At 45.3% G+C, this 21,837-nt stretch carries 23 protein-coding genes; 8 read left to right on the forward strand and 15 right to left on the reverse strand.

The features are described 5' to 3' along the window. Positions 1-55: 55 nt before the first annotated feature. The 7 genes from HRQ91_RS07355 to HRQ91_RS07385 all read right to left on the reverse strand — a co-directional run bounded on the left by HRQ91_RS07355 (position 56) and on the right by HRQ91_RS07385 (position 6,384). The gene (locus HRQ91_RS07355; protein ID WP_210118953.1) at positions 56-928 is read right to left on the reverse strand and encodes a dihydrodipicolinate synthase family protein; all 873 of its coding nucleotides are present in this window, start codon (positions 926-928) and stop codon (positions 56-58) included. Between the two features lie 61 nt (positions 929-989). Then, positions 990-2,414: a TRAP transporter large permease gene (locus HRQ91_RS07360; RefSeq protein ID WP_210118954.1), complete on the reverse strand. Its 1,425-nt coding sequence runs from the start codon at positions 2,412-2,414 to the stop codon at positions 990-992. After that, the gene (locus HRQ91_RS07365; protein ID WP_210118955.1) at positions 2,405-3,034 is read right to left on the reverse strand and encodes a TRAP transporter small permease; all 630 of its coding nucleotides are present in this window, start codon (positions 3,032-3,034) and stop codon (positions 2,405-2,407) included. Before HRQ91_RS07365 ends, HRQ91_RS07360 begins: the two co-directional genes overlap by 10 nt. Positions 3,035-3,110: 76 nt before the next feature. Beyond that, positions 3,111-4,121, reverse strand: coding sequence for a TRAP transporter substrate-binding protein (locus tag HRQ91_RS07370; RefSeq protein ID WP_210118956.1), 1,011 nt, complete (start codon positions 4,119-4,121; stop codon positions 3,111-3,113). Between the two features lie 198 nt (positions 4,122-4,319). Next, positions 4,320-4,775, reverse strand: a complete 456-nt coding sequence (locus tag HRQ91_RS07375; RefSeq protein WP_210118957.1) for a NanQ anomerase/TabA/YiaL family protein — start codon at positions 4,773-4,775, stop codon at positions 4,320-4,322. Continuing rightward, positions 4,775-5,461, reverse strand: coding sequence for a cyclase family protein (locus HRQ91_RS07380; protein WP_210118958.1), 687 nt, complete (start codon positions 5,459-5,461; stop codon positions 4,775-4,777). Before HRQ91_RS07380 ends, HRQ91_RS07375 begins: the two co-directional genes overlap by 1 nt. Next, positions 5,440-6,384, reverse strand: coding sequence for a ketopantoate reductase family protein (locus HRQ91_RS07385; RefSeq protein ID WP_210118959.1), 945 nt, complete (start codon positions 6,382-6,384; stop codon positions 5,440-5,442). Before HRQ91_RS07385 ends, HRQ91_RS07380 begins: the two co-directional genes overlap by 22 nt. Before the next feature lie 72 nt (positions 6,385-6,456). On the opposite strand from HRQ91_RS07385, the gene HRQ91_RS07390 reads away from it, so the two are divergent. From HRQ91_RS07390 to HRQ91_RS11850, 3 genes are all read left to right on the forward strand, one after another. After that, on the forward strand, positions 6,457-6,894 hold the full coding sequence (locus HRQ91_RS07390; protein WP_210118960.1) for a phospholipase D-like domain-containing protein: 438 nt from the start codon (positions 6,457-6,459) through the stop codon (positions 6,892-6,894). A 425-nt stretch (positions 6,895-7,319) separates the two neighbouring features. Next, positions 7,320-7,550: a hypothetical protein gene (locus HRQ91_RS07395; protein WP_210118332.1), complete on the forward strand. Its 231-nt coding sequence runs from the start codon at positions 7,320-7,322 to the stop codon at positions 7,548-7,550. Further along, positions 7,550-7,825 carry a DUF4160 domain-containing protein gene (locus HRQ91_RS11850; RefSeq protein ID WP_210118961.1) on the forward strand — a complete coding sequence of 92 codons (276 nt, stop codon included), beginning with the start codon at positions 7,550-7,552 and terminating at the stop codon, positions 7,823-7,825. The genes HRQ91_RS07395 and HRQ91_RS11850 overlap by 1 nt, the downstream gene beginning before the upstream one ends. Before the next feature lie 186 nt (positions 7,826-8,011). On the opposite strand, the gene HRQ91_RS07405 is transcribed toward HRQ91_RS11850, so the two are convergent. From HRQ91_RS07405 to HRQ91_RS07425, 5 genes are all read right to left on the reverse strand, one after another. Further along, positions 8,012-8,770 carry an ABC transporter ATP-binding protein gene (locus HRQ91_RS07405; RefSeq protein ID WP_246473186.1) on the reverse strand — a complete coding sequence of 253 codons (759 nt, stop codon included), beginning with the start codon at positions 8,768-8,770 and terminating at the stop codon, positions 8,012-8,014. Then, positions 8,763-9,779, reverse strand: a complete 1,017-nt coding sequence (locus HRQ91_RS07410; protein ID WP_210118962.1) for a FecCD family ABC transporter permease — start codon at positions 9,777-9,779, stop codon at positions 8,763-8,765. Before HRQ91_RS07410 ends, HRQ91_RS07405 begins: the two co-directional genes overlap by 8 nt. Next, positions 9,780-10,847: an ABC transporter substrate-binding protein gene (locus HRQ91_RS07415; RefSeq protein ID WP_210118963.1), complete on the reverse strand. Its 1,068-nt coding sequence runs from the start codon at positions 10,845-10,847 to the stop codon at positions 9,780-9,782. Positions 10,848-10,948: 101 nt separating this feature from the next. Next, the gene (locus HRQ91_RS07420) at positions 10,949-11,398 is read right to left on the reverse strand and encodes a MarR family winged helix-turn-helix transcriptional regulator (protein ID WP_246473188.1); all 450 of its coding nucleotides are present in this window, start codon (positions 11,396-11,398) and stop codon (positions 10,949-10,951) included. Then, positions 11,388-12,434, reverse strand: a complete 1,047-nt coding sequence (locus HRQ91_RS07425) for a class I SAM-dependent methyltransferase (RefSeq protein WP_210118964.1) — start codon at positions 12,432-12,434, stop codon at positions 11,388-11,390. The genes HRQ91_RS07420 and HRQ91_RS07425 overlap by 11 nt, the downstream gene beginning before the upstream one ends. A gap of 139 nt (positions 12,435-12,573) precedes the next feature. Between HRQ91_RS07425 and HRQ91_RS07430 the strand changes: the two genes are divergently transcribed. Continuing rightward, on the forward strand, positions 12,574-13,614 hold the full coding sequence (locus HRQ91_RS07430) for an AraC family transcriptional regulator (protein WP_246473189.1): 1,041 nt from the start codon (positions 12,574-12,576) through the stop codon (positions 13,612-13,614). Between the two features lie 97 nt (positions 13,615-13,711). Here HRQ91_RS07430 and HRQ91_RS07435 read toward each other — a convergent pair whose 3' ends face one another. From HRQ91_RS07435 to HRQ91_RS07445, 3 genes are read right to left on the reverse strand one after another with little or no spacing between them, the layout of a single operon-like run. After that, positions 13,712-14,578, reverse strand: coding sequence for an SIR2 family NAD-dependent protein deacylase (locus HRQ91_RS07435; protein WP_210118965.1), 867 nt, complete (start codon positions 14,576-14,578; stop codon positions 13,712-13,714). A gap of 1 nt (position 14,579) precedes the next feature. Further along, on the reverse strand, positions 14,580-15,224 hold the full coding sequence (locus tag HRQ91_RS07440; RefSeq protein ID WP_210118966.1) for a P-II family nitrogen regulator: 645 nt from the start codon (positions 15,222-15,224) through the stop codon (positions 14,580-14,582). Then, positions 15,221-16,726 (reverse strand): DUF1538 domain-containing protein, encoded by a 1,506-nt coding sequence (locus HRQ91_RS07445; protein ID WP_210118967.1) that lies wholly within the window; start codon positions 16,724-16,726, stop codon positions 15,221-15,223. The genes HRQ91_RS07440 and HRQ91_RS07445 overlap by 4 nt, the downstream gene beginning before the upstream one ends. A gap of 368 nt (positions 16,727-17,094) precedes the next feature. On the opposite strand from HRQ91_RS07445, the gene HRQ91_RS07450 reads away from it, so the two are divergent. From HRQ91_RS07450 to HRQ91_RS07465, 4 genes are all read left to right on the forward strand, one after another. Continuing rightward, positions 17,095-18,123: an extracellular solute-binding protein gene (locus tag HRQ91_RS07450; RefSeq protein WP_210118968.1), complete on the forward strand. Its 1,029-nt coding sequence runs from the start codon at positions 17,095-17,097 to the stop codon at positions 18,121-18,123. Next, positions 18,116-19,801 carry a sensor histidine kinase gene (locus HRQ91_RS07455; RefSeq protein WP_210118969.1) on the forward strand — a complete coding sequence of 562 codons (1,686 nt, stop codon included), beginning with the start codon at positions 18,116-18,118 and terminating at the stop codon, positions 19,799-19,801. The genes HRQ91_RS07450 and HRQ91_RS07455 overlap by 8 nt, the downstream gene beginning before the upstream one ends. Then, positions 19,798-20,583, forward strand: a complete 786-nt coding sequence (locus tag HRQ91_RS07460; RefSeq protein ID WP_210118970.1) for a response regulator — start codon at positions 19,798-19,800, stop codon at positions 20,581-20,583. The genes HRQ91_RS07455 and HRQ91_RS07460 overlap by 4 nt, the downstream gene beginning before the upstream one ends. A 156-nt stretch (positions 20,584-20,739) precedes the next feature. Continuing rightward, positions 20,740-21,780, forward strand: coding sequence for an ABC transporter substrate-binding protein (locus HRQ91_RS07465; RefSeq protein WP_210118971.1), 1,041 nt, complete (start codon positions 20,740-20,742; stop codon positions 21,778-21,780). Positions 21,781-21,837: the final 57 nt, after the last annotated feature.

A 21,837-nucleotide genomic window follows, 5' to 3' on the forward strand; every position in this document is an offset into this window, starting at 1 on the left:
ATACGTAAACTATCCGCATTGTCATGCATAGTCGATTAATGATAGGAACCGATGATCATTCTATCAAATTCTCTTCCAATGTTCTGTCTATCAGAGACTTGGCGGTTTCCGGTAGCTCTCCGAACGGTTTTCTTGCAATTCCGACATCGATGCCCTGCTTACATACGACATACTTCACTGCCGGGATTAGTCCCACACTGCAGAAGGCTTCCATAATATTATTCGCCTTGTGCTGCATTGCGCGTGCCTCGGCAATTCGTCCTTCATTGAAGGCATTGTATATCTTAAGATAGTGGGGGAGCATGCAGTTGAATGTGCTGCCGATAGAACCCTGTGAACCTAATGCAAGTCCGGCTACCATTGTTTCATCAAAGCCGTTCAGAACCCAAAGCTTAGGATTCAGTTCCAGAAATCTTTCCAGCTGGTATACGACCTGATTAGTGTGCTTCACGCCTTCAATTGCATCGGAGCTGAAAAGCTCTCTGTAGATCGGATTGTTCAAATCAAATTCCTTCTTTGTGTTTCCCGGAAAGTTGTACACAATCACAGGCATATCTACAGCTTTAGAAATGTCGTAGTAATATCGGGCAATCTCGCCGGGGGTAAAGCCGTAGTACAGCGGAGGGGTGGCCGCTATATGCCGATATCCCATTCTCTTTGCATTGCATGCAAAGTCGATCGCCTCTTTGGTACCGATCGCACCGCAATGGGCGACAAGATTGGTTCTCCCTTTAAAAGCTGCAGCACATTCAAAGGCTACCAGCCTCTCTTCATGACTAAGAAGAAAGCATTCCGCGCTTGAACCTCCGATAAAGAATCCGGCGGCTCCTTCTGCAAGGTTTCTTTCCATCAAAGCGATAAGAGCTTTCGGATTGAAATTGTCATTCCGGTCAAACGGAGTAAGAGAGGCTACATAGATTCCGTTCATTGTCAGTTTTCTCCTCCATATAAAGTCTATCTAAAAATCTCATCATTGTAATCTTGTTTACTCATACGGGCATTCCCAGAGCTCTTGGAATTGCAAGGGAAAAGGCTGGAACGAAAGTCACTATCATAAGCGTGGCAAACATAACCAGAAACATAGGAAGAAGAGCCTTAGTGGTCTTCTCTATGGTGGTACCTCCGACAGCGCACCCGACGAACAGCGCACTTCCGACAGGAGGCGTACATAATCCCGTGGCGAGGTTAAGAATCAGCATAATTCCAAAGTGGATAGGACTCATCCCAATCGCAGGGCTTGTTACAACAGGAAGCAGAATAGGCGTCATGATCAGGATCAGCGGAGCCATATCCATAAAACATCCCAACAAAAGCAGAATCAGATTGATGATAATCAGTAAAATATATTTGTTGTCAGTAGCTGAAAGAAGCGCATTGGTGAGCATTGTTGGAATTCTAAGAGCAGTCATCATGTAAGCAAAGGCTTTTGCCGTAGCAAGCAGAGTCATAACAACAGAAAGCGTCTTCAGAGAGTTTTTCAAAACCTTAGGGAAGTTACTGAGTTTGTCCTTTCTATACACAAAGTACGTCAGAACGAACGTATATACACATGCTATGGCGGAACTCTCAGTAGCGGTGAAGATTCCAATACCGACACCGACCATAATGATAACAAGTGTCATCATCGGAAGAAACGCACCGACTATGGTTTTCATGCATTTCCCCATCTCGAATCTAAAGACAGGATTTTCAAGCACAAGCCAGGAATCGGCATTGAGATAGCTTGTCCACTTTCCACTTAGGCTCTTTGAGATGGAGAACCAACGGACATTGTCACCTGCACCGATCTTGTCCCCTTTCGGGAAGCCGTACTTGAATCTCATCACAAAACACAAGCCCATCAAAGCAAGTCCCAGAAGAATCCCAGGAACTATTCCAGCCATAAACATGGAACCAATGGAAACTCCGGCACCGGCTGCAAGGGCATAGATGACCATGTTGTGACTTGGGGGAATCAGGACTCCTTCACAGGCAGTGGTAACGGTAAGCGCAACGCTGAATTCCGGAGAGTAGCCTTGTTTCACTGAAAGCGGAATGACGATTGCCCCGAGAGAACTGACATCCGCTACGGCGGAGCCTGAGATTCCACCGAAGAACATGGAGTCCATGCAATTTACATAAGCAAGTCCGCCTCTGAATCTTCCTACAACAAGATTTGCAAGACCGACAATCTTGTCGGAAATTTCTCCCACACTCATGATTTCTCCCATCAAAATGAAGAAAGGAATTGAGAGAAGCGATATGTTATTAACACCGTCAATCATCATTCTGATAATTGTGGTGAGGTTTGTTCCTTCAATCAAGGCGGCGCAGCAGGTGCTAAGCAGAAGAGAGAACGTCACAGGAATCTTCAGAAACATGAGAACGAAAAAACCTACGATAAGAACCAATGTGGCCAAAGCGCTCATTGACATCGGCTTTCCTCCTTTGCAATATCGCGTTCCTTGACGAGTTCAACGTAATCAATCTCCTTTGTTGAATAGAGAAGGTCATCCGCCTTGAGAATACCTGTCAGAAACAAAATCGAGTCAAATGTCATTAGAAAGCCTGCCATAGGGGCAGGAAGATACTGCACCCAAGTCGGCAGACCGGTCATAGGGAGCTTTCCCGTGACCATGGTGAGCTTCTGAACATATTTATATCCATAGATTACCAAAATCAGACCGCAAATCAGCGTCGCAACATCGGATAGGATGTCCAAGGCCTTTTTCACATGTCTATTCTTGATATGGGAATATATCACGGTTACCGAAACATGCATATGGTCTCTTACACCTACCGCACATGCTATGAACGAAAACAGAATGACCATGAGACGCGGAACTTCTTCAGCCCAGCCGACACCTGTGTTAAAGACGTAGCGAAGAACCACGTTCATGAACAAAATCGCAAGCATAGCAATCTCTGCAGTCTGTGCGATTGTTAGAATTATCTTGTGAGACCAATGGTTGACAAGGATGATTGTTTCTTTGAAGCCAGACTGGCTACGAACAAGTTTATTATCCTCTTTCCATGTTTTGAACTTACCGCTCATTTTCACCTCGTGGATTGATATTCAGATGTCTAAAAAGGCAACCATCTCTAAACGGTTGCCTTTGACTTAAATGAAATCAATACTTTGTGTTTCTAATCTTCTCGATGATGTTCTCGTAGCCCTTGCCATATTCCGTGTAGATAGCCGCTACTGCATTCTGGAAGGTCTTCAAATCTTCAACTGTCGGCTCATAAACAATATTCCCGTTTGCTCTGACAGCACTTTCTGCTTTCTTTTCCATCGCCTTCCACTGCGCAATCTCATATTCCTGTGTTTGCTTTGCACATTCCTTGATGATTGCGATGTCAGCCTCTGATATGCCGGCTTTTTTCAGAGCAGCTACCGAACCTAGAAGAATTTCGGGGATTCTGGTATGAGCGTCAAGGCAGAAGTATTTTGCAACCTCGTAGTCGCCCTTTGAATAGTAGGTTGCCCAGTTGTTCTCAGCGCCGTCGATAACGCCCTGCTGAATTGCGCTGTAGATGTCGTTCGGGCCAATGCCGGTAACAGGTGTTCCTCCGCACAGCTCAATGATGCGGCACATCATTGTGTTGTTCTGCATTCTAATCTTCATTCCCTTGATATCTTTTGCCTGACGAACTACCTTTGTGGTGTAGAAGTTTCTTGATCCGCTGTCATACCAGCAAAGACCTATCAGGCCGGAACCGCTCTTCTGAACGGCATCAAGCATATTCTGTCCAACCTCCCCGTTCAGTACCGCCCACATATGGTCAGCGCTGTTGTATAGATATGGAAGTTGTATCGCATTCAGAGCCGGTACGTAGTTTGCAACAGGAGATGCTGATACACGTGCAAAGCCGCAGTCTCCAACCTGCATGGCTTCGATTGCTCCGGTCTCTTCACCGTACAGAGTCCCGTTTGAATAGACCTCAATATTGACTCTTCCCTCTGTCTTTTCCTTTACCAATCGCGCGAATTCCTGATCCGCCATCGTTGTCGGATAGCCGTCAACGTGGACCTCGGAAAGCTTCAACGTGACTGACTTTGAGGTTTCCGAGCCTCCCTTTGCTAAAACAGCTGCGCAAGCAATTGCAAGAACCAAAAATACGGCTGTAATTTTCTTCATGTTTTTCCTCCTTTTTTTATGTAAAACGGCATAAGCCGCTATTCTCATATCGATTACGGTTTCAAGTTAATTATTGCATGCGATAAGTCTGAAAGCAAGAAAAATGACTGTTACCTCACTTTCGGGGACTCAAAGCATGCCGTCACTACATTTCATTGAAAAATTGTCGCATATTAAGCCGGATCTCAGCTTCCTGCCTTAGATGGGAACCTTCACTACAACTTTCTTGACAGGGACATTACCATCGACCTTGACTCTAGGCTTATGGGCATCATCAGGGCCGAGGATAACATAGTCACCTGCGTTGAGAAACACGTTGCTATAGTGTTTAGGTTCTTCGTAAAAGGTGATGTCTTTTGCTTCGTCGTACGGAACCGCAACAGCGCCTAGCTCACTTCTGTCACAAACTCCGCAGTACTCCATACCCTCTATAACATACTGGATGTCAAAGAATTTCTCATGGGTCTCAAATCGGCCGTCTTCCGCATTAATAGAATCATAGTGCTGAATGCTCGCCTTAACTCCCTCTTCAAGCTCAATTGTACATTCAGGAAGATCTGCAAGATCCTTCCTTTTCAGAAACTCAAAGGCAAGCCGGAATTTCCTTGCCGCAAAGTCGTACTTATACTCCAAACCGATCTTTGTACTAATCATCAGCAGAACTCCTTTAGGCCTTCAATCGCATAAACTCTGACCGGACAGCTGTCAAGCCCTTTTATGTACATAGGTGCGAAGCTGATGAAGAATGTCTCCTGTTTAAGTTGGTCGAGGTTCTTGACTACTTCCAGGAAAGTGATGTTTTTAGCCATGCATATGTCGTGGAATGGCTTTACATCTTCGTTACAGTTCTCTATCGAGACGCCGTCGCCGAAGCCGACGCATTTTACCTTCTTGTCAACAAACCACTGGGCCGTTTCACCGTTGACAAGAAGTCTCTTGTCGTTCGGTCCGTTCGTTTCAGGTGTGAACGGAGCGAGCTTGTAGATTGAATCAATGATAACGACGTCGCCCGGCTTGACCTTGCCGTCGATCGCCTTGTCTAGGTCTGCCGCGCCGATGTGCGAAAGCGGCGCGAGATCCTTGAATTCGTAGTACAGTCCTCGTCCGATAAATGACGTCAGCGGAAGGTCCGCTACACTTGCGCCGTCCTCAAAGTGATGATACGGGCATTCACAGTGGGTTCCAAGGTGGGTCATTATGTCGACGTTTGTGTGGAAGTCAGGGATCGGTCCGCCCGTATTGAATCTGTCAAGCTTGCATCTTCTGGTCTCTGTGGCCGGATCGATATACTTTGTCAGGTCAATGACCCTAAGCCCGTTCAGTTCGTAAACGCTCTGCATTCTCTGTTCTCCTTGTTTTTGTTTTCCAAAGCATGAATCGCATTGACGACAAACTCATGATAAGGAACTTCTATCTTCCGGTCATGTGCGGTCTCCACTACGCTGCCGCTGATCGTGTCAACTTCGCTTTTTTTGCCGTCCCTGATATCAGCATAGATTGAAGTGTATCCGCCCGGTGCGTTGGCACAAACTGTGTCAACATCCTTTACAACTTCCTCAAGATCGAATCCGAGTCCTAGTGAGTTTGCAACCTCAACGGCCTCTCTGCACAGCTGCTTCATAAGAAAGTTCGCGTTTGCATCCGTGTGTATGAATCCGAGCGGAACCTGAAACAAAGCGGTCAGTGAAGATGCCGCCGTGTTTGTGAACATTTTATTCCAGACCTGTCTCCGAACGTTGTCTTCCGTGCGGCACTCAAAACCGCAGCTTGTGAAATTCTCTGCGATAAACTCAATCGCCTTTGAACCGCCGTCCAAAAGTCCGATGCTTGTGACTCCGCTTCCGCCATGGTTGACAAACCCCGGCTCAATTACCGAGCTGTTGTGCTGGGTGGATCCGATTATGACATGTTTTCTGTCTGTAAACTTCAAAAGTTTACTCTCATGACCTGCTCCGTTCTGAAGCGTCATCAGGTATGTATCAGGGCCGATGAGATTCTTGTTTCCCTCAAGCGCTGAAATTGTGAACATTGACTTCACAAATACAATCACAAGATCCTGCTCTTCCAGCCCTTCGGATTTGAGCAATGCATGGGGATTGCGCAGGGTTACGGAGCCGTCCTTCTCTTTGATTCTGACGCCGTGTTTTTTGATCGCGTCGACCGCCGCATGACTTACGTCAATGACAGAGACTTCATTGTTTTTTGAAAGATAGCCGCTGAACAGGGAACCCATCGCGCCGGCACCCAATACCGCAATCTTCATGTCTTTCCCCGGAGCTTCCGCATCTTGTTGCAATCATTCTTGCAATCGAATTCAAACATAACTAAAATAGTATTGCACGCTTTCTCAGAGAATGCAAGCATTATTTTAAGACATATTTTTTTTGAAACGCTGTCCTTCGCGCTGCGCTGGTACAATGCAAAGTCAAACAAAAGCGGTTATTCACCGTACCTTTCCAAAACGGAAGTGCAAAAATTTTTACCCCTCGTACCTAAAATTATTTCAAACGGGTGCAAAATTTTTATTACGACAAAACTGCATGAAGATGAAGGACGGCGAAAAAAGCAACAACCATATATCGATATGCTTGAAGCGGCGGGAGCTGCGGTTTCGGCGAAAGAGAATATTACACAAAGGTTAGCTGTTTTTGATGAAAAAATTTTATGGTACGGCAGTATCGATTTTCTCGGATATTCGGAAGCGGAAGATTACAGCATCCGTATCTGCAATTCGGAAATCGCGTCAGCTATAGAAGCGGAAATTATAAAATAAGTGTAAAGCATAAGAATCTGATCGCGTTTTGTATAGTCGAAAGTTTATGCATAATCATAATCACCGTTTTGCTTTTCAAAAGTTCCTGCAAAGCCGTTTGAATCGGTGTTCCCTAAAATGCAACAGTTGAACAAAGCATGAACTTTGGAAACTGTTGCATTCGTGTGCGATAAGCGCACATATAATACTGCGATGTTTCGATTTCACCCGAAACTCGACAGTTCATGACATCCACAGATGGCGGTGGCTATAAACAGAAGCGATATATTTTGGACGGGAGAGAAAGCGGGAGGGGGATGAGACTATTTTACCGTTATTATCCGATTGGCCGATTAATAGGAAAGGATCTTTCTAAAATAAAATGAATGGCCCATACATAGCATTATTCGACTATGTACTGTATAATTAGGATATAGGAGCCTATTATGAGTCGTAAAGTTTTTTGTGAAAAAGATGGAATTTTAATTACTTATACCGATAACGATGTATGTTTTGAAGATTCCCAAACAGCCGAAGCGATTTTGCTTACAAATAAAGGAGAAGTAATTCATTCTAATTTTAATGTAGAAAAGAATGAATATTTTAAAAATTATCTCAAGCAGATTTATCAGGCGATAACGGCATTCCGCAATCTTGATGCACTTGAGAGCGCCTGATGCCCATATATCTCCGTACGGCAGGTTATAAAATTTACTTTTGGTCAAATGAACGCGGCGAAGCTATTCATTTTCATGTTACGAAAGGCGATCCAAGTAAAAACGATACAAAAATTTGGGTTTTATCGAACGGCTCTTTTAAACTGGCTCATAACAAGGGTAAAGTTCCTGCAAAAGATTTATCCCGCATTTTTTCTGCTATGCAAAGTTACTATTTTGACTTTATAAATTTTTGGAAGACGTATCATAGTGCAGAAGTGCAATTTTATAATTGATTATATTAGAAGGTTTAACTTCGACCGTTAAAAATATCGCGGTCTCCTTGTTTTTCTTGAACTGACACTACTTGTAGATCACACATCCATGTGCGACAAACCCGCTTTTTGCGATTTTATTGCAAAAAGCCGCTCAAAAATCAAAAAATCTCGAAGTTTAGGTTGAAGGCAACACGCCCTCTTCCATCATATTTTCAGCAGCAGTGCAGTTGACATATTCACCTGCACAATTTCCACATTCGCGTTGAAAAAAGATTGCACGTTTTCTTGTGTAATAATATCGCGGATATTGCCGAAAAGATAGGTTTGGTCAGCAAGCAATAAGCCCTTATCCGCAATACGGATAATATTTTGAATATAATGCGAATTAACGATGATAGCGGTATGGTTCGATTTTGCGAGCGTTTGTAATATCTTCAAAAGTTGCGCCTGATTATAAAAATCCAAGTTTGATTCCGGTTCATCGAGAATAAGCAGACGAGGCTGAGAAACCAAAGCCTTTGCGATATACACCATTTGCATTTCTCCGCCGCTTAGCCGGTTGCAGTTTTTATTTTTCAAATGACTGATATGCAAATCCGCAAGAATATTTTCGCTTATTTCATAATCTTTTTTTGAAGGCGCAGCAAAGTATCGGTTTACACCGCATCGTCCGAATGAAACAAAATCAAAAACGGTATAAGCAAACGACGGATTATTTGCCTGCGGCACGTATGCTAAAAATCGGTGCGCTTCTTTTGACGGACGATTCATAATGAAAGAAGATCCTGCCGTCCATTCGAATATACCTGCAATGCACTTTAACAACGTTGTTTTTCCTATTCCATTACATCCCATAACGGCAAGGATTTCACCTTCGTTCACGGTAAACGAAATATCATGTAAAATCGGTTTTGTACGGGGGTATGCAAAAGAGGCGCAGTTCACTTCGACTATGTTATTCATGTACAAAGGCGTCCTTAAACAAAAAAAGCAAAGCGAAAAGCGGCGCTCCGGTTAGTGAGGTGATAATGCCGATGGGAATTTCCGAAAAGCCGATTGTTCTGGCAAAGGTGTCGGAAAGCAACATAAACAAAGCGCCGAATACGCTTGAAAGCGGCAGTACATATCCGTGATTCGAGCCGATAATTTTTCGAGTTGCATGAGGAATCACAAGACCTACCCAACCGATCATACCGCTTACCGTAACGGCGGCGGCAATCAATACAGTCGCTGCACCAAGCACAATACTTTTAACAAGCTTTGGATGCACACCGGCGATTTTTGCATCATCATCTCCGAGCGATAAAATATTTAACTTCCACCGGAATAGGTATAACAGACCCGTTCCAAGCAAGAACGGAATCAAAATAAAAACGATTTGCGCCGTACCGGAGGATGCAAAACTGCCCATTAGCCAAAAGGTGATTGCAGGCAGCGTATCATTCGGATCCGCCGCAAATTTTAGAATGGAAAGCAAAGAAACGAATAACGATGAAATAATAATACCGCTTAACACAATAGATAAAATCGAAAAGTCCTTTTTTAATCTGCATAATGCAACCACTAAAAAAATACTGAGCAGTCCTGCGGTAAAAGAGAGAATAAGTGTTGCAAAGAGATTATTGCCGAAAAAAAGAATCCCCGCTGCGGCTCCAAATCCTGAAGCGGAAGCGGTTCCCAACACATCGGGACTCGCAAGCGGATTTTGCAAAATACCCTGCATCGCTGTACCTGCCAGAGCAAGTGCAGCGCCTACCATAATCGATAGTATCACTCGCGGAAGACGGATATCGAAGAGGATATGCCGCTTTACATCACCGTCTGCGATTGTTTGCCGTGTAAAGAGCTTTATAATGTCGGACGGCGTAATAGAAAACCGCCCGATAAAACAAACGGCAATTGCTGTAATTACCAACAACGCCATACCCGCAATAAATATTTTGCGGTATGATGCATAACCGTGCGCGTTCATTTAAGGGACCGCTATCGGTTTAAGCATATCGTCAATAACGGTATCCGGTAAATCGGCAGCATACATTTCTTTGTAATACCGCTTTATCTTTGTTTTAAATTCGGCTTCAGCATATCTGTCGGGATATACTTTCATCAACATCCAAATCGGCACCAAAGGAGAATCGGCACAGGGCATTCCCCAACTGTATGTGCCTTGCGGGATATCGAATACACGTCTTTCTTTTACCGCGGTAATAAACGACCAGTCGGCACCGTCTACTTTGTTTTGCAAAATATGCGCAGCTGCGGTTACATTTTTTCCGATCCGCATATTATTGATAAAAATCACATCGGGATTCCACGCATGTATTTGCTCCATAGAAACCGCCGCCTGTCCTGCTCCATCCGCAAAGCCTTCTACTGCGGCGCTGTTTTCAAAACCTGCCATTTTCAAAAATGCGTCTCCATAGCTGTTTTTTCCGCTTACCGTTATCTTCCCGCCAAGGTAGCTGAAAATAAAAAGTGCTTTTAATTTTTTACTTCCGCCTGTACTCAAAATTTTTTCGGCGAGGGTATTTGTTTCCTGCCACTGTGTTTTAAACCGTTCGGGATTTTTTATGTGAAAAGTATCTGCAAGCAGCGCTTCCCATTTCTCCGTCAGCGTCCGGGGATTCATATCCTTTAACTGCATATTCAGCATCGGTGCATTAAGATTCGCCATATTCTTTTTTTCAAACTCCCCGTAATAGATAATGAGTGAAGGATGTAACGCTGCAAGACTTTCGGCATTAATTGTAAAATCGTTATTGACAAACGAAGTGTCGATATTTTTTGCGTTGGGTTTTACGGCTTGCAGCACTTGCGAGTTTGATGTTGAAAAGGTCCGTGGATTTACACCGACAACTGAATCCGCAAACTGCGGAAAAGTAAGCAGCATTGAATACACAGGCGGCGATAAGTTGACGATGCGGACTTGCTGCTGTTCGATATCCGGTTTTTCTTTCTCACGCAATTTTTTTTGCCCCGCAGCAAAAAGGCTGAAACTCAATACGGAAATAAAAACTGCATATCCAATTTTTTTATACATATTTTCCTCCATGATCATAGCTTAAAAAATAATCAACACCCTCGACGCGGAGCGTTGGGGAATTAAATTCTTCGCACAAATAAAAACTTCTTATAAAATTTTCAAAAATGATTTTCTATCATCTCATTGGCTTTTTCCAAAAAGCGCTCGATAAGAGCATATTCTTGCTCATTAAGAGAATCGATAAAATCGAAAAAAGATTTGTCATAAGTTCGATGGTAATTTTCATGTGCGGTATATGCCGCTTGTCCTCGCTTTGTTAAAAATAATTTCTTTCTTTTTTTATCTTCAGTATCCTCCTCTTTTTCTACAAAACCTCGTTCCTCAAGCTTCAGCAAAGTCTTGTGAATAACCGCCCGGGTAATTCCCATATCGCGGGCAATTTCCGAGCTGAATATTCCCGGATTATCTCCTATCTTTTTTATGATATGAATTTCACCGCGGTAAAACGTCATATCCTTCCCTGCAAAAGAAAGCGTGTTATTTTTTCCGTTTGCAATTTTCTCTATCAATGCTATGTATCGTTCAATCACAATATTTTTATTTGTCACTGCATACCTTCCTAAATACAATAAAAGGATATAAGCCGTCGGTGCCTTTTGTTATCGCTTTTAGACTGACGGAATTTAAAGCGGAGATCAGTATCTCTTTTAACAGAGCTTTATTTATGCGGAAGTTTTCATCCCTCAGTGCTCTGCGTCGAAGTTGTTGGTTCTTTCGTCTGAGATTTCCCTTTAGCCACCGCGCCGCATATCGCGCCTTGTCTTTCTCTGCGGCGAAAGCAGTATCATATACCAATAATAGTCCGCCTTCTTGGAGCGCATCGCTTATTTTTTTAACAAACGGCTCGATCATCTCCGGCACAAATGGAAAAATACCTGAGGCAATAATGAAATCGTAATCTTCTCCGATACCGTCTAAAAGGAAATTTCCTTCCATGATTGCAATGCGGTTTTTGGCCGGAGAATCGGCGATGAAACGCCGTGCGATAGCTGCAACGTCTTTCTGCTCGAAAAGAACGCCTTCGCATTTTGTATACGATTCGGCTATTGCAATGAGCAGCGCTCCTGAACCGCCTCCTAAATCAAGAACCTTTTTTGGCATAATGCCAAGTTCTTTAATCAGTGTAAGTAAGGGCTGTTTTCTCAATATGCTTATTTCCTTGGCGGTAATCCGTGCCATTTCAGTAAAATCAAAGACGGGGCAGCTGCTTGGATTATCGGATACGACTTCCGCTTCATTGCATATATCCGACAATCGTTTGCGATAAAGCAGTACATCGCCTATATACGATAGGCTCGAACGGGATAAAAACCGCTGCGTTTTGCCGGTATTGCAATAGCGGTTTCCGTCAAGGATTATCAATCCTTGAGCGGTGAGTACATCTAAAAATACCTTTAGAGATTGTGCATTGCCAAGATTGAGACTGCCGTATTTACCGGCATTAAACCGTAAGGTCGCTTCCGCCTCCTCAGCCGTCTTACCGTTAGCTAATACGGTAAACATATCGAGCTCCAACGCTATGAAAAAAATCTGCGCATCCAATAGTGCGTCGAGCTTTGCGTAATATTTTAAAACAGATTTCATCTGCCATTCCTTTTTGTATGCTAGGCATACAAATATAATCGGAAATAAATATTTTATCAAGCAGTCGACGGAACGGAGGAGTGCAAATAAGTTTGCGGCGGCAGAGCGAAAAGCTATCGGTCGATTCGTACGACGAAGAATGTTGACAAATAAAAGAAAAAAGGACGATACTGCCGGTAAAATCCGTACAAAAAATATCGGGCGGGAGCCGGTAAAACATCCTATGCTTTATATAATGGAACTGGCCGGACAACTGCTACGCTTTGACACTTCAATGCGGCGGAACTGTTTCGGGCAGCTTGAAAAATTTTCAGACGGGAGAAGCCCAATGAACATGCTCAATTCTTTTAACAGGACGATGGACTATATTGAAAGCGTTCTTGACGGTGAAATCGACGAAAAAGAAGTCACGCGTATTTCACACTATTCGTTTGCGCTTTTTTCGCGGCTGTTTTCGATACTGACGGGGTATACGCTCAGCGAATACGTGCGTTTTCGAAAACTGAGCCGGGCGGCCGCCGACTTGCGAAACACAAACGAAAAAGTCATCGATATCGCTTTAAAATACGGATACGAGTCCCCCGATTCTTTTGCCGCCGCGTTTAAAAAATTTCACGACGCGTCGCCGAGCGAAATAAAAGAAGGAAAAGAATTCACATCGTTTTTGCCGCTTCGCCTGTCGTTAACCGTTACGGGAGGTAATATGATGAAAGTAAAAATCGAAAAAAAAGCGGCATTCACCGTCGCAGGCTTAAAGGAAACTGTTTCGGCAACGACCGATTTTCCTTCGCTGTGGAAAAAGCTGTATTCGCGCATACCGCATTCTCAATTGGCAAAGCTCGGCAACGGACAAAGTTTCGGAGTATGTACGGAAGTAAGCGATTGCAAAGACTTTACGTATATGGCGGCCTACGATCTTCGAGGCGCATCTTGTAGAGAAAAGGCAGGCGAACTCGGCTTGTCGGTGCTCGAAATTCCTCAAGCCGAATATGCGGTCGTTACGCTTGAAGGAGCCGTCCCCGACTGTATTCACGCCGGATGGAAATTCGTTATGGAAAACTTTTTTCCCGAACACGGATTTCGTCATGCGGGCAGCCCCGACTTTGAAGTCTATGCCGAAGGCGACATGGACTCGCCCGCCTACAAAATGGAACTGTGGGTACCGATCGTAAAAGAGTGAAGATGTAACGGAATTCGGCGGCTTAAAGGACTCTGAGCGCATAAAACGACACGGAAAAAGGAACTGCGAACTTTTAGAACGGGAACTTGTCGCCCGCCTACCGCTCAGCCGTCATATCGCCGATAACGGACGCAAGATCGCCTTTAAAAGAAACGGCGCGATCTGAAATTTCTTCAGGAATATAATCTTCTTCGCTGTTTACACTGATCAATACGGATTTAGGATTTGCCGCCGTCATCTGCCAAAAAGGATATTTTATTATTCCGGGAGTATTGTACCCTACTCCCAGTTCCATCAATAACAGCCGTGAATCTTTGAATTTTTCAACAAAGGCTTCGTACCTTGAAGAAGCGGCGTGCCATCCTTCGTCTTCCACAAAAGTTTCGTCCGCACGCAGATTCATCGACATGGGAGATCCGCACACGGGACAGAGAGGAATCAATTCCGAAGGAATTTTCATGTCTTTTTGGGCTGCAAGCATGCTTTTAACGGCGTTTTCGTTGTCGTATGTTTTTGAATGACACGGTTTTGAACACTGAAAAAGGCCGAAGTCTCCTTGAGTATACAAAAGTCTCTCTTTACTGAAGCCCGCTCTTTGGAAACAATGATCCACGTTTGTAGTAAGAACAAAATAGTTCTTTTCCTTTACAAGAGAAAAAAGCTCGTCATATAGCGGTTTTGGAGGATCGCTATAACGGTTACAATGAACATACCGGCTCCAATACGCCCAGAATTCTTCAAGCGTCTTATAAGGATAAAATCCTCCTGAATACATGTCGGTAAAACCGTATCGTTCATAAAAATCACTAAAATACCGCAAAAATCTTTTGCCTGAGTAAGTAAAACCTGCGGCAGCCGAAAGCCCCGCCCCTGCTCCCACAAGAACGGCTTCCGCGTTCTTTAAAGCGTCTTTAAAACGTTCGATTTTTTTTCGGTAAGCGGCGGCGTCAAAGTCGCTCTTCATCTTATTTTTTTCCTAAGAGCATAAAGTCGCTTATGGGGCAGCAAAAGGCAATACCGCTTCCCGGAGAAGCAAGGCAAGGTAACGTACGCACGGCTTCAAGAACGTTATTTAATTTTTCAGAATCTATGATCATCAAAAGCATTTCTTTTTCAGGAACTATTTCCATGCCGAAAAATTTTGCGTCTCCGGGTTTTGCCGTTCCCCGCGCTTTGATCACGGTACCGCCGCCGGCGCCTGCTTTACGAGCGGCAGCCATTATATCATCCGCATAACCTCTGTTTGCGATAATGCTTACCATATGATGAGCAGCGTTAAAAGTCATATAATCATCACCCCCAAATATATTACCGGTTTTAATCAATCTTATCGAATCCAAGGAAAACAAAACTCCGAATCTTTTCTTTTTTCTTTCTGAAGCTCTGGCTATCGCATCCGCAATTTTCGACCGCTCTTCCGAAGGAACAAGCATGTACACGATATCTTTTGACGTTTCGCCTAACGCAAGCACATGAAGAAATCTGTTTTCCGAAATTCCGCGCCCCATAACTACGGTACCGCCGCCGGCGCCCGCAGAACAGGCCGCCTTTATAATAAATTCGCCGCCGTCATGGGGGACAATGCATACCATTAAGTTATACGATGTCATTCTGCCCCTCCTTTCTTTTTATAATTAAATACAAGTCCGAGAATTTGAATGGCGATCAGAGGCGTCATAGCGATAAGAGCAATTACGCCGAACGCGTCGCTGTGTGCGCCTGAAGCTTGAGAAGCGCCAAGCGTAAATGAAAGAACGAACGTGGAACTTATAGGTCCTGAAGCCACTCCGCCTGAATCAAATGCGATCGCCGTAAACAGATCCGGACAAAAGATCATAAGAATGAGAGCTACCGCATAGCCGGGAATAAGCACATACATGATATTAAAACCGAATAGGGAGCGAAGCATCGCAAGCGCAATCGCTATCGCAGCCCCGGAAGCAAGGAAGACAAGCAGAACTTTGCGTTTTATAGTTCCGCCTGAAATCAATTCAACCTGATCCGTAAGAACCCACACGGCAGGTTCCGCACAAACTACCACCGCCCCGATCAAAAGACCTGTTCCTACAAGCATAAAAGTCCATAATCCGCCGTTATTAAGCGCAAGAGTTCCTAAAAGAACTCCGAGCCGGCGGCCGGCGGTCATAAAGCCGCCGTTCACTCCAACAAGAAAGATCGTAAGTCCAATATAGCTGTAAAAAAAGCCCAAGATCATACGCGCTAAGCGGCGCGGAGGCATGTGAAGAAGAGTTGTTTGAAAAACAATAAAAAGTATAACCACAGGCGTAAGCGAATACACGGCCTCACGCGCAACATGGGGTAATATGCTTAAAAACACATAAAGCCCTTTAAGATCCGCTCCGGCAGCATGAGAAATTTCTTGATCGGCAATAACGGCCGCATGTTTTGAAAGAAAAACTCCGTAAAGAAGAACCGCCAGAATCGGACCTACGGACGCCATTCCCGTAAGCCCGAAATTGTCGCTTTGAGAACTTCCGCCTTCTTTTGAATTTGCCGAATTTACGCGTACCGACGAAACTCCTATTCCAAGCGCCATAATAAAAGGAACCGTCATAGGCCCCGTGGTAGCCCCTCCGGAATCGAATCCTATGCCTATGAAGTTATGAGGAGCTATAAACGCAAGCGTAAAGACGATAAAATATGAAAACACAAAAAATATCTTAAGCGGAAGGCGCATAACCGTGCGCAAAAGCCCTAAGGCTATATAAAATCCCACTCCGGATGCGATCATCATTATAAAAACCCTCTTGTTTACAAGAGGAAAAATGCTTCGCACCTGATCGCTTAGAACCTGTATGTCAGGCTCGGAAGCCGTTACAAGAAAACCTATCGCAAACGATGCAGCGAGTAAAAGGGGAAGGTTTCTTTTTTTTGTAAGTTCGGAACCGCCGTACGTACCGAGCGGGAGGATACCGATATCCACTCCGAGCAAAAATATCGTAAGTCCTATTATAAGAAGAATTCCGCCGACGATGAATCTGAATAAAAGCTCTTTGCCCAAAGGCGCCGCCGTCACCCCGAGCACAAGCACTATGATCATAACCGGCAAAACGGAAGATGCCGTTTCTTTAAATTTTTGTATAATATTCATTTTTGTCTAATAGCCCAAACTTCGAGTTTTATAATTTTAGGGCGGCAGTCGCACACGGATGTGCGACTTACAAGTAATGTCGACAGTTTTTGAAAAAAACTGTCAGTTTAAGAAAAACAAGGACGTTTTTCTTAATACACAATCCCTGCCGCGTAAAACTCAACATTCAGGTTATCTTAAGTTATAACAGTTACCGACACACATAATCAATATCAAAACGGACATATTCAAATCAGATAAACTGCACAGGACGGCGCACAGATCGGTCTCTACAAGCCCGTGTGCACACAGATCGGCCTCCCAAACTTATGCGCACACAAATCAGCGAGCGCATTTAAAATGCGCTCGATCCGTGCTATACTGGCGCCATGCGTAATCTTTACCGCACTCTTTTGTTTTTCGCCGCGTTTTTCGTTTTTACGGGATGTTTTAAAAAGGCTAAAGGCGGAGACGATTCTAACACTCTCATAGTCGCAAGCCCCCACCCGCTCGTGCTCATCGTTCCCGTCATAGAAAATTTCGAAAACGAAACGGGGATAGCCGTCGAACTCGTTCAGGGCGGCACAAAAGAAATACTTAAAAATCTTCAAATGCATCCCGACTCATCTCCGTACGATGTGTTATGGGGCGGCTCGTACGCATCCGTACTTCCCGCATCTTCACTCTTCGATTCCTATACAAGTGCGAATGAAGCGTATATCAGAAGCGAATACAAAAACGTCGAAGGCATGCTGAACCGCTTTTCCGACGTGCCGAGCGTTTTAATGATAAACAAAAAGCGGCTCGGCGGTGTTGCGGTCTCAGGCTACGGTGATCTCCTCAATCCGAAATTAAAAGGCGCGATCGCGTTCGGAAACCCCGAAACCTCATCGTCGGCATGGGAACATTTGATAAATATGCTTTACGCCGCAGGCAAAGGAAATCCCGACGACGGCTGGGATTACGTGAAGATGCTGTGCAAAAATCTCGACGGAAATCTCTTGGGATCTTCGAGCGCGGTGTACAACGGAGTTGCGGACGGACGCTTTGCCGTAGGATTGACATTCGAAGAAGGAGGAGCCAATTTTGCCGAAAAAGACGGCAATATCGCCTTAGTCTACATGAACGAAGGCGTCGTCTTTACTCCCGACGGCGTCTACATACCGAAAAAAATCCGGCACAAAGACAATGCCGTCAGATTTATCGATTACGTTACGGGAAAAAACGTGCAAAGCTATATCGCAAAGCAAATGAACCGGCGTTCAGTGCGGAGCGACGTCGAAACAAAAAGCCTGCTTCCCTCAAAGAGCGGCATCAAGTGCATCTCCGTCGATTACGCCTATACAACTTCACATCAAAGCGAATGGGTCGAGCGCTTTCTCGATATCTTCGAAAGCGCGAGGCAAAACGATGAATGACAATGTATATTTTAGAGAAGAAATACGCCGCTCGTTTATAGCGCACTCGCTCATCCCTTCGATCACACTTGCAAGCGTCGTCATCGTAACGTCCGTTTTGCTGTGGAATGTCAATCTCTACCGCACCCTCGCGCGCGAAAATAAAAAGACTGCGACGGCCTTGAGCACAGCCGTAAACGCATACGGCGCTTTTATCGAAGAAAAAAGTCTTTCGCCCGAAAGAATAATCTTTGACGACGCGTTTTCCGTTTCCGGAGCATATACCGCGCTGAAGGAATTTATCCATGCGCAAAAGATCGCTGCTGATTTTACGCTGCTTTCCTCGTCGTACGCCGTCGTGCTCAAGGGAAGCGCGGACGACGACTTTATCGTTCCCGAATGGCAAAATCAATTTACATGGGGCGCGCTCGGACGAATGCACGAAAAACCGGATCGAACGGTGATCGAACTGTCGTCGGAGTACAATACTGCCGGAAAAAGCGAAATCGTCATCGGACGTGCGCTCGAATCGAAAAACGGAATCGACGGCTACATGGTCTTTACGATAGATGAAGATGCCGTGCGCACGGCTCTCAATCCGACGCTCCCCTTTGCGATCACCGACGACAAGGGCACGCTCTTTGCAGCTTCTCTTCCGCATGCGGGAAACGCGGCAGGAAAGCTCGCGGACGGCTATCGAAGCGACAGGCGATATTATTTTACGGAAAACGAAGCGGTATTTCGGGATGCGACGGCGAGCATCTTCGACGTCTATACCTTTCAAAATACGCAGCAGATGCAAAGCGCTTTTTTAATAATCGCATTGACGACGCTTTCGGTTCTCGCGCTTGTCATCGGCGGCCTTTTCGTCAGCGCCGCTAAAATCGCCGAAAAGGAATCGCGCGCTCTCACGCAGATCGCACAAGCGTGCGGCGAAGTCGAACGCGGCAATCTCGCAGAGCGCCTTTCGGTTTCCGGCACTGTCGAATTCCAAAAGATCGCAAACGCGTACAACGATATGCTCGACACAGTGCAGCGTCTCATCGATGAAAATAAAAAAGAAACGCACGAACGCTATGTCGCAGAAATCAAACGGCTGGAAATGCAGTTCAATCCGCACTTTTTATACAACACGCTTGAAAATATTAAATTCCTGATAAAACTCGATCCCGATAAAGCGCAAAAAACGATTCTGCGCCTTTCCGAACTCTTGCGCTACAGCATCGACAACGATGCATCGACTGCTCGGATCGGCGAAGATATCCGCCGCATCGAACATTATCTGTATATATTGAAACTCCGCTTCGGCAAAAAATTCGCATACGAAATCGACGTGCCGGACGACGTACAAAACTGTGTAGTGCCGAAACTCATCGTGCAGCCGCTTATCGACAATGCCGTCAAACACGGCTTCGGCGATAAAGAGCGCATGAAAGTTTCGATCGGCGCGCACACGGTCGGGAAAAAACTGCATATCGTCGTGAGCGATGACGGAGCCGGCATGGACGAAACAGAACTGAAAGCGATGCGGAAGCTCATCCGTTCACAAAGCAATAAAACGAATCACATCGGATTGTACAACGTCGAGCGGCGCATCGAACTTTTGTACGGAAGCACATACGGCATGACGATCGACAGCGCTGCAGGCAAAGGAACGACAGTGCGCATAAGCCTTCCGGTCATTTGGAGCAAAACATGATACACATTGTGATCGCCGAAGACGAAGATATCATCCGTTCGGGGCTTTTGTACACAATCGACTGGCTTTCCATGAACGCCGTCGTCGTAGCCTCTGCGGCTACGGGTATGGAAGGACTCGAAAAGATAAAGAGCCTACAACCTGACATCGTGATCACCGACATAAAGATGCCTGGCATGAGCGGACTTGATATGATAGAGGCGGCGCAAAAAGCAAAAATCGATTTTATCCCGATCGTTCTTACGAGCTATTCCGATTTCAACTATGCGAAAAGCGCTATTGCGCTCCGCGTCTTCGATTATCTTTTAAAACCTGTCGATGAAGAAAAGATCAAAGAAGTCGTCTTGCGCGCACAAGAGCAGCTTGCAAAAAACCTCATCGCACAAAAAGCCGAACGTGCAGAAAGCGCCGGCGCCTCGTCCTCTCCTTTCCTTCCGCCGATGGTTTCCGACAATCCGTATATCGCAGCCTGCCTGAGCGCGATAGAACAAAACTACGCGGAACACCCCAACATCGAAACGCTCGCCCGAACGCTCAAAGTGAGCGCAAGTTATTTAAGCAGATCATTTAAAAAACACACGTCCATGACCTTTCTCGATTTTTTGAACACGTACAGGATTCAAAAAGCCGTAAGTCTCCTTGCCGATCAAAAATACCGCGTCTACGAAGTCGCAGCGATGACGGGCTTTTCGTCGTACAAGCGATTTTATGAAGTGTTCAAATCCTATGCGGGTTTTCCGCCGACGGAACTCGCAAAACCGGACGAAAAACGGAAAGACTGAACGATAGGCTGCAGTCCGTATTTCGCCGACATTGTCCGCTTCGCGCTCAGTCCGGTTCATTTTTCGGGATATTTTTATATAAAATCGGCATTGCGGATACGGAATTCCGGCCTTAGAATTTTCTTAAAGATATTAAATATCCGGAGGATTTTCATTATGAAAAAGATTTGTTCAGTGATCGCCTCTCTTTTGATCGCCGGCAGCACGCTCTTTGCCGCCAGCAACAAAAACGCGGGTTCCCTCGTCGTCTACGGCTCTTGCGAAGAAGAATACGTCAGCGCCGTATGTGCAAAATTCGAAAAGCTCACCGGCATTAAAACGAGCTACCAGCGGCTTTCTACGGGCGAAGTGCTCACGAAAATTGCCGAAGAAAACGGCAAGCCGTCTGCGGACGTATGGTTCGGCGGCACGACCGATCCGTACAACGAAGCCGCTGCGAAAGGGCTTTTGCTCCCGTACGACGCGAAAAACGCAAAACACATCATCGCGCCACAGTTCAAAGATGCGAATAACAACTGGTTCGGAATCTACCGCGGTATTCTCGGCTTCTTTTGGAATACGGAAGAAATGAAGCGGATCGGCATACAGCCGCCGAAAGATTGGGACGATTTGACAAAAGAGCAGTACAAGGGCTTGGTTTCGTTCGCGAACCCGAATACGGCGGGAACGGGAAAACTCATCGTCAATACGATGGTGCAGATGAAGGGACACGACAAAGCGATGGACTACTTCAAAGCGCTCGATAAGAACATCGTTCAGTACACGAAATCCGGCTCCGGCCCGTCAAAGCTCGTTCCGACAGGCGAAATCGTCATCGGCATCGGCTTTCTGCACGACGTCGTCTATCAGATCGTCGACAACGGCTACGACAATTTGGGCATGACCGCGCCTGCATCCGGCACGAGCTACGAAATCGGAGCGACGGCTATTTTCAAAGGCGCGAAAAACGTTGAAAACGCAAAGAAATTCATCGAATTTGCGCTTTCGCCCGACTGTGTAAACCTCGCTCAGGAAAACGGCTCGTATCAGTTCTTGGTTATCGACAACGCAAAGCCGGTTAAAGCCGCCGTAAAAGCGGGTCTCGATAAGATCAAAACGATCAACTACGATTTCGAAGACGCGAAATATCACACGTCGCAATACGTGCAGGATTTCTTTAAAGTCATCGCAAGCGACGACCGCGTCAAGACAAAATAATAATTATTAATTTATCTGCTGCGGTGCGGTCCGTGCCGCAGCACATCATCTTTTTTT

The sequence above is a fragment of the Treponema parvum genome (assembly GCF_017893965.1).
In the GTDB taxonomy this organism is placed as follows: Bacteria; Spirochaetota; Spirochaetia; order Treponematales; family Treponemataceae; genus Treponema_D; species Treponema_D parvum.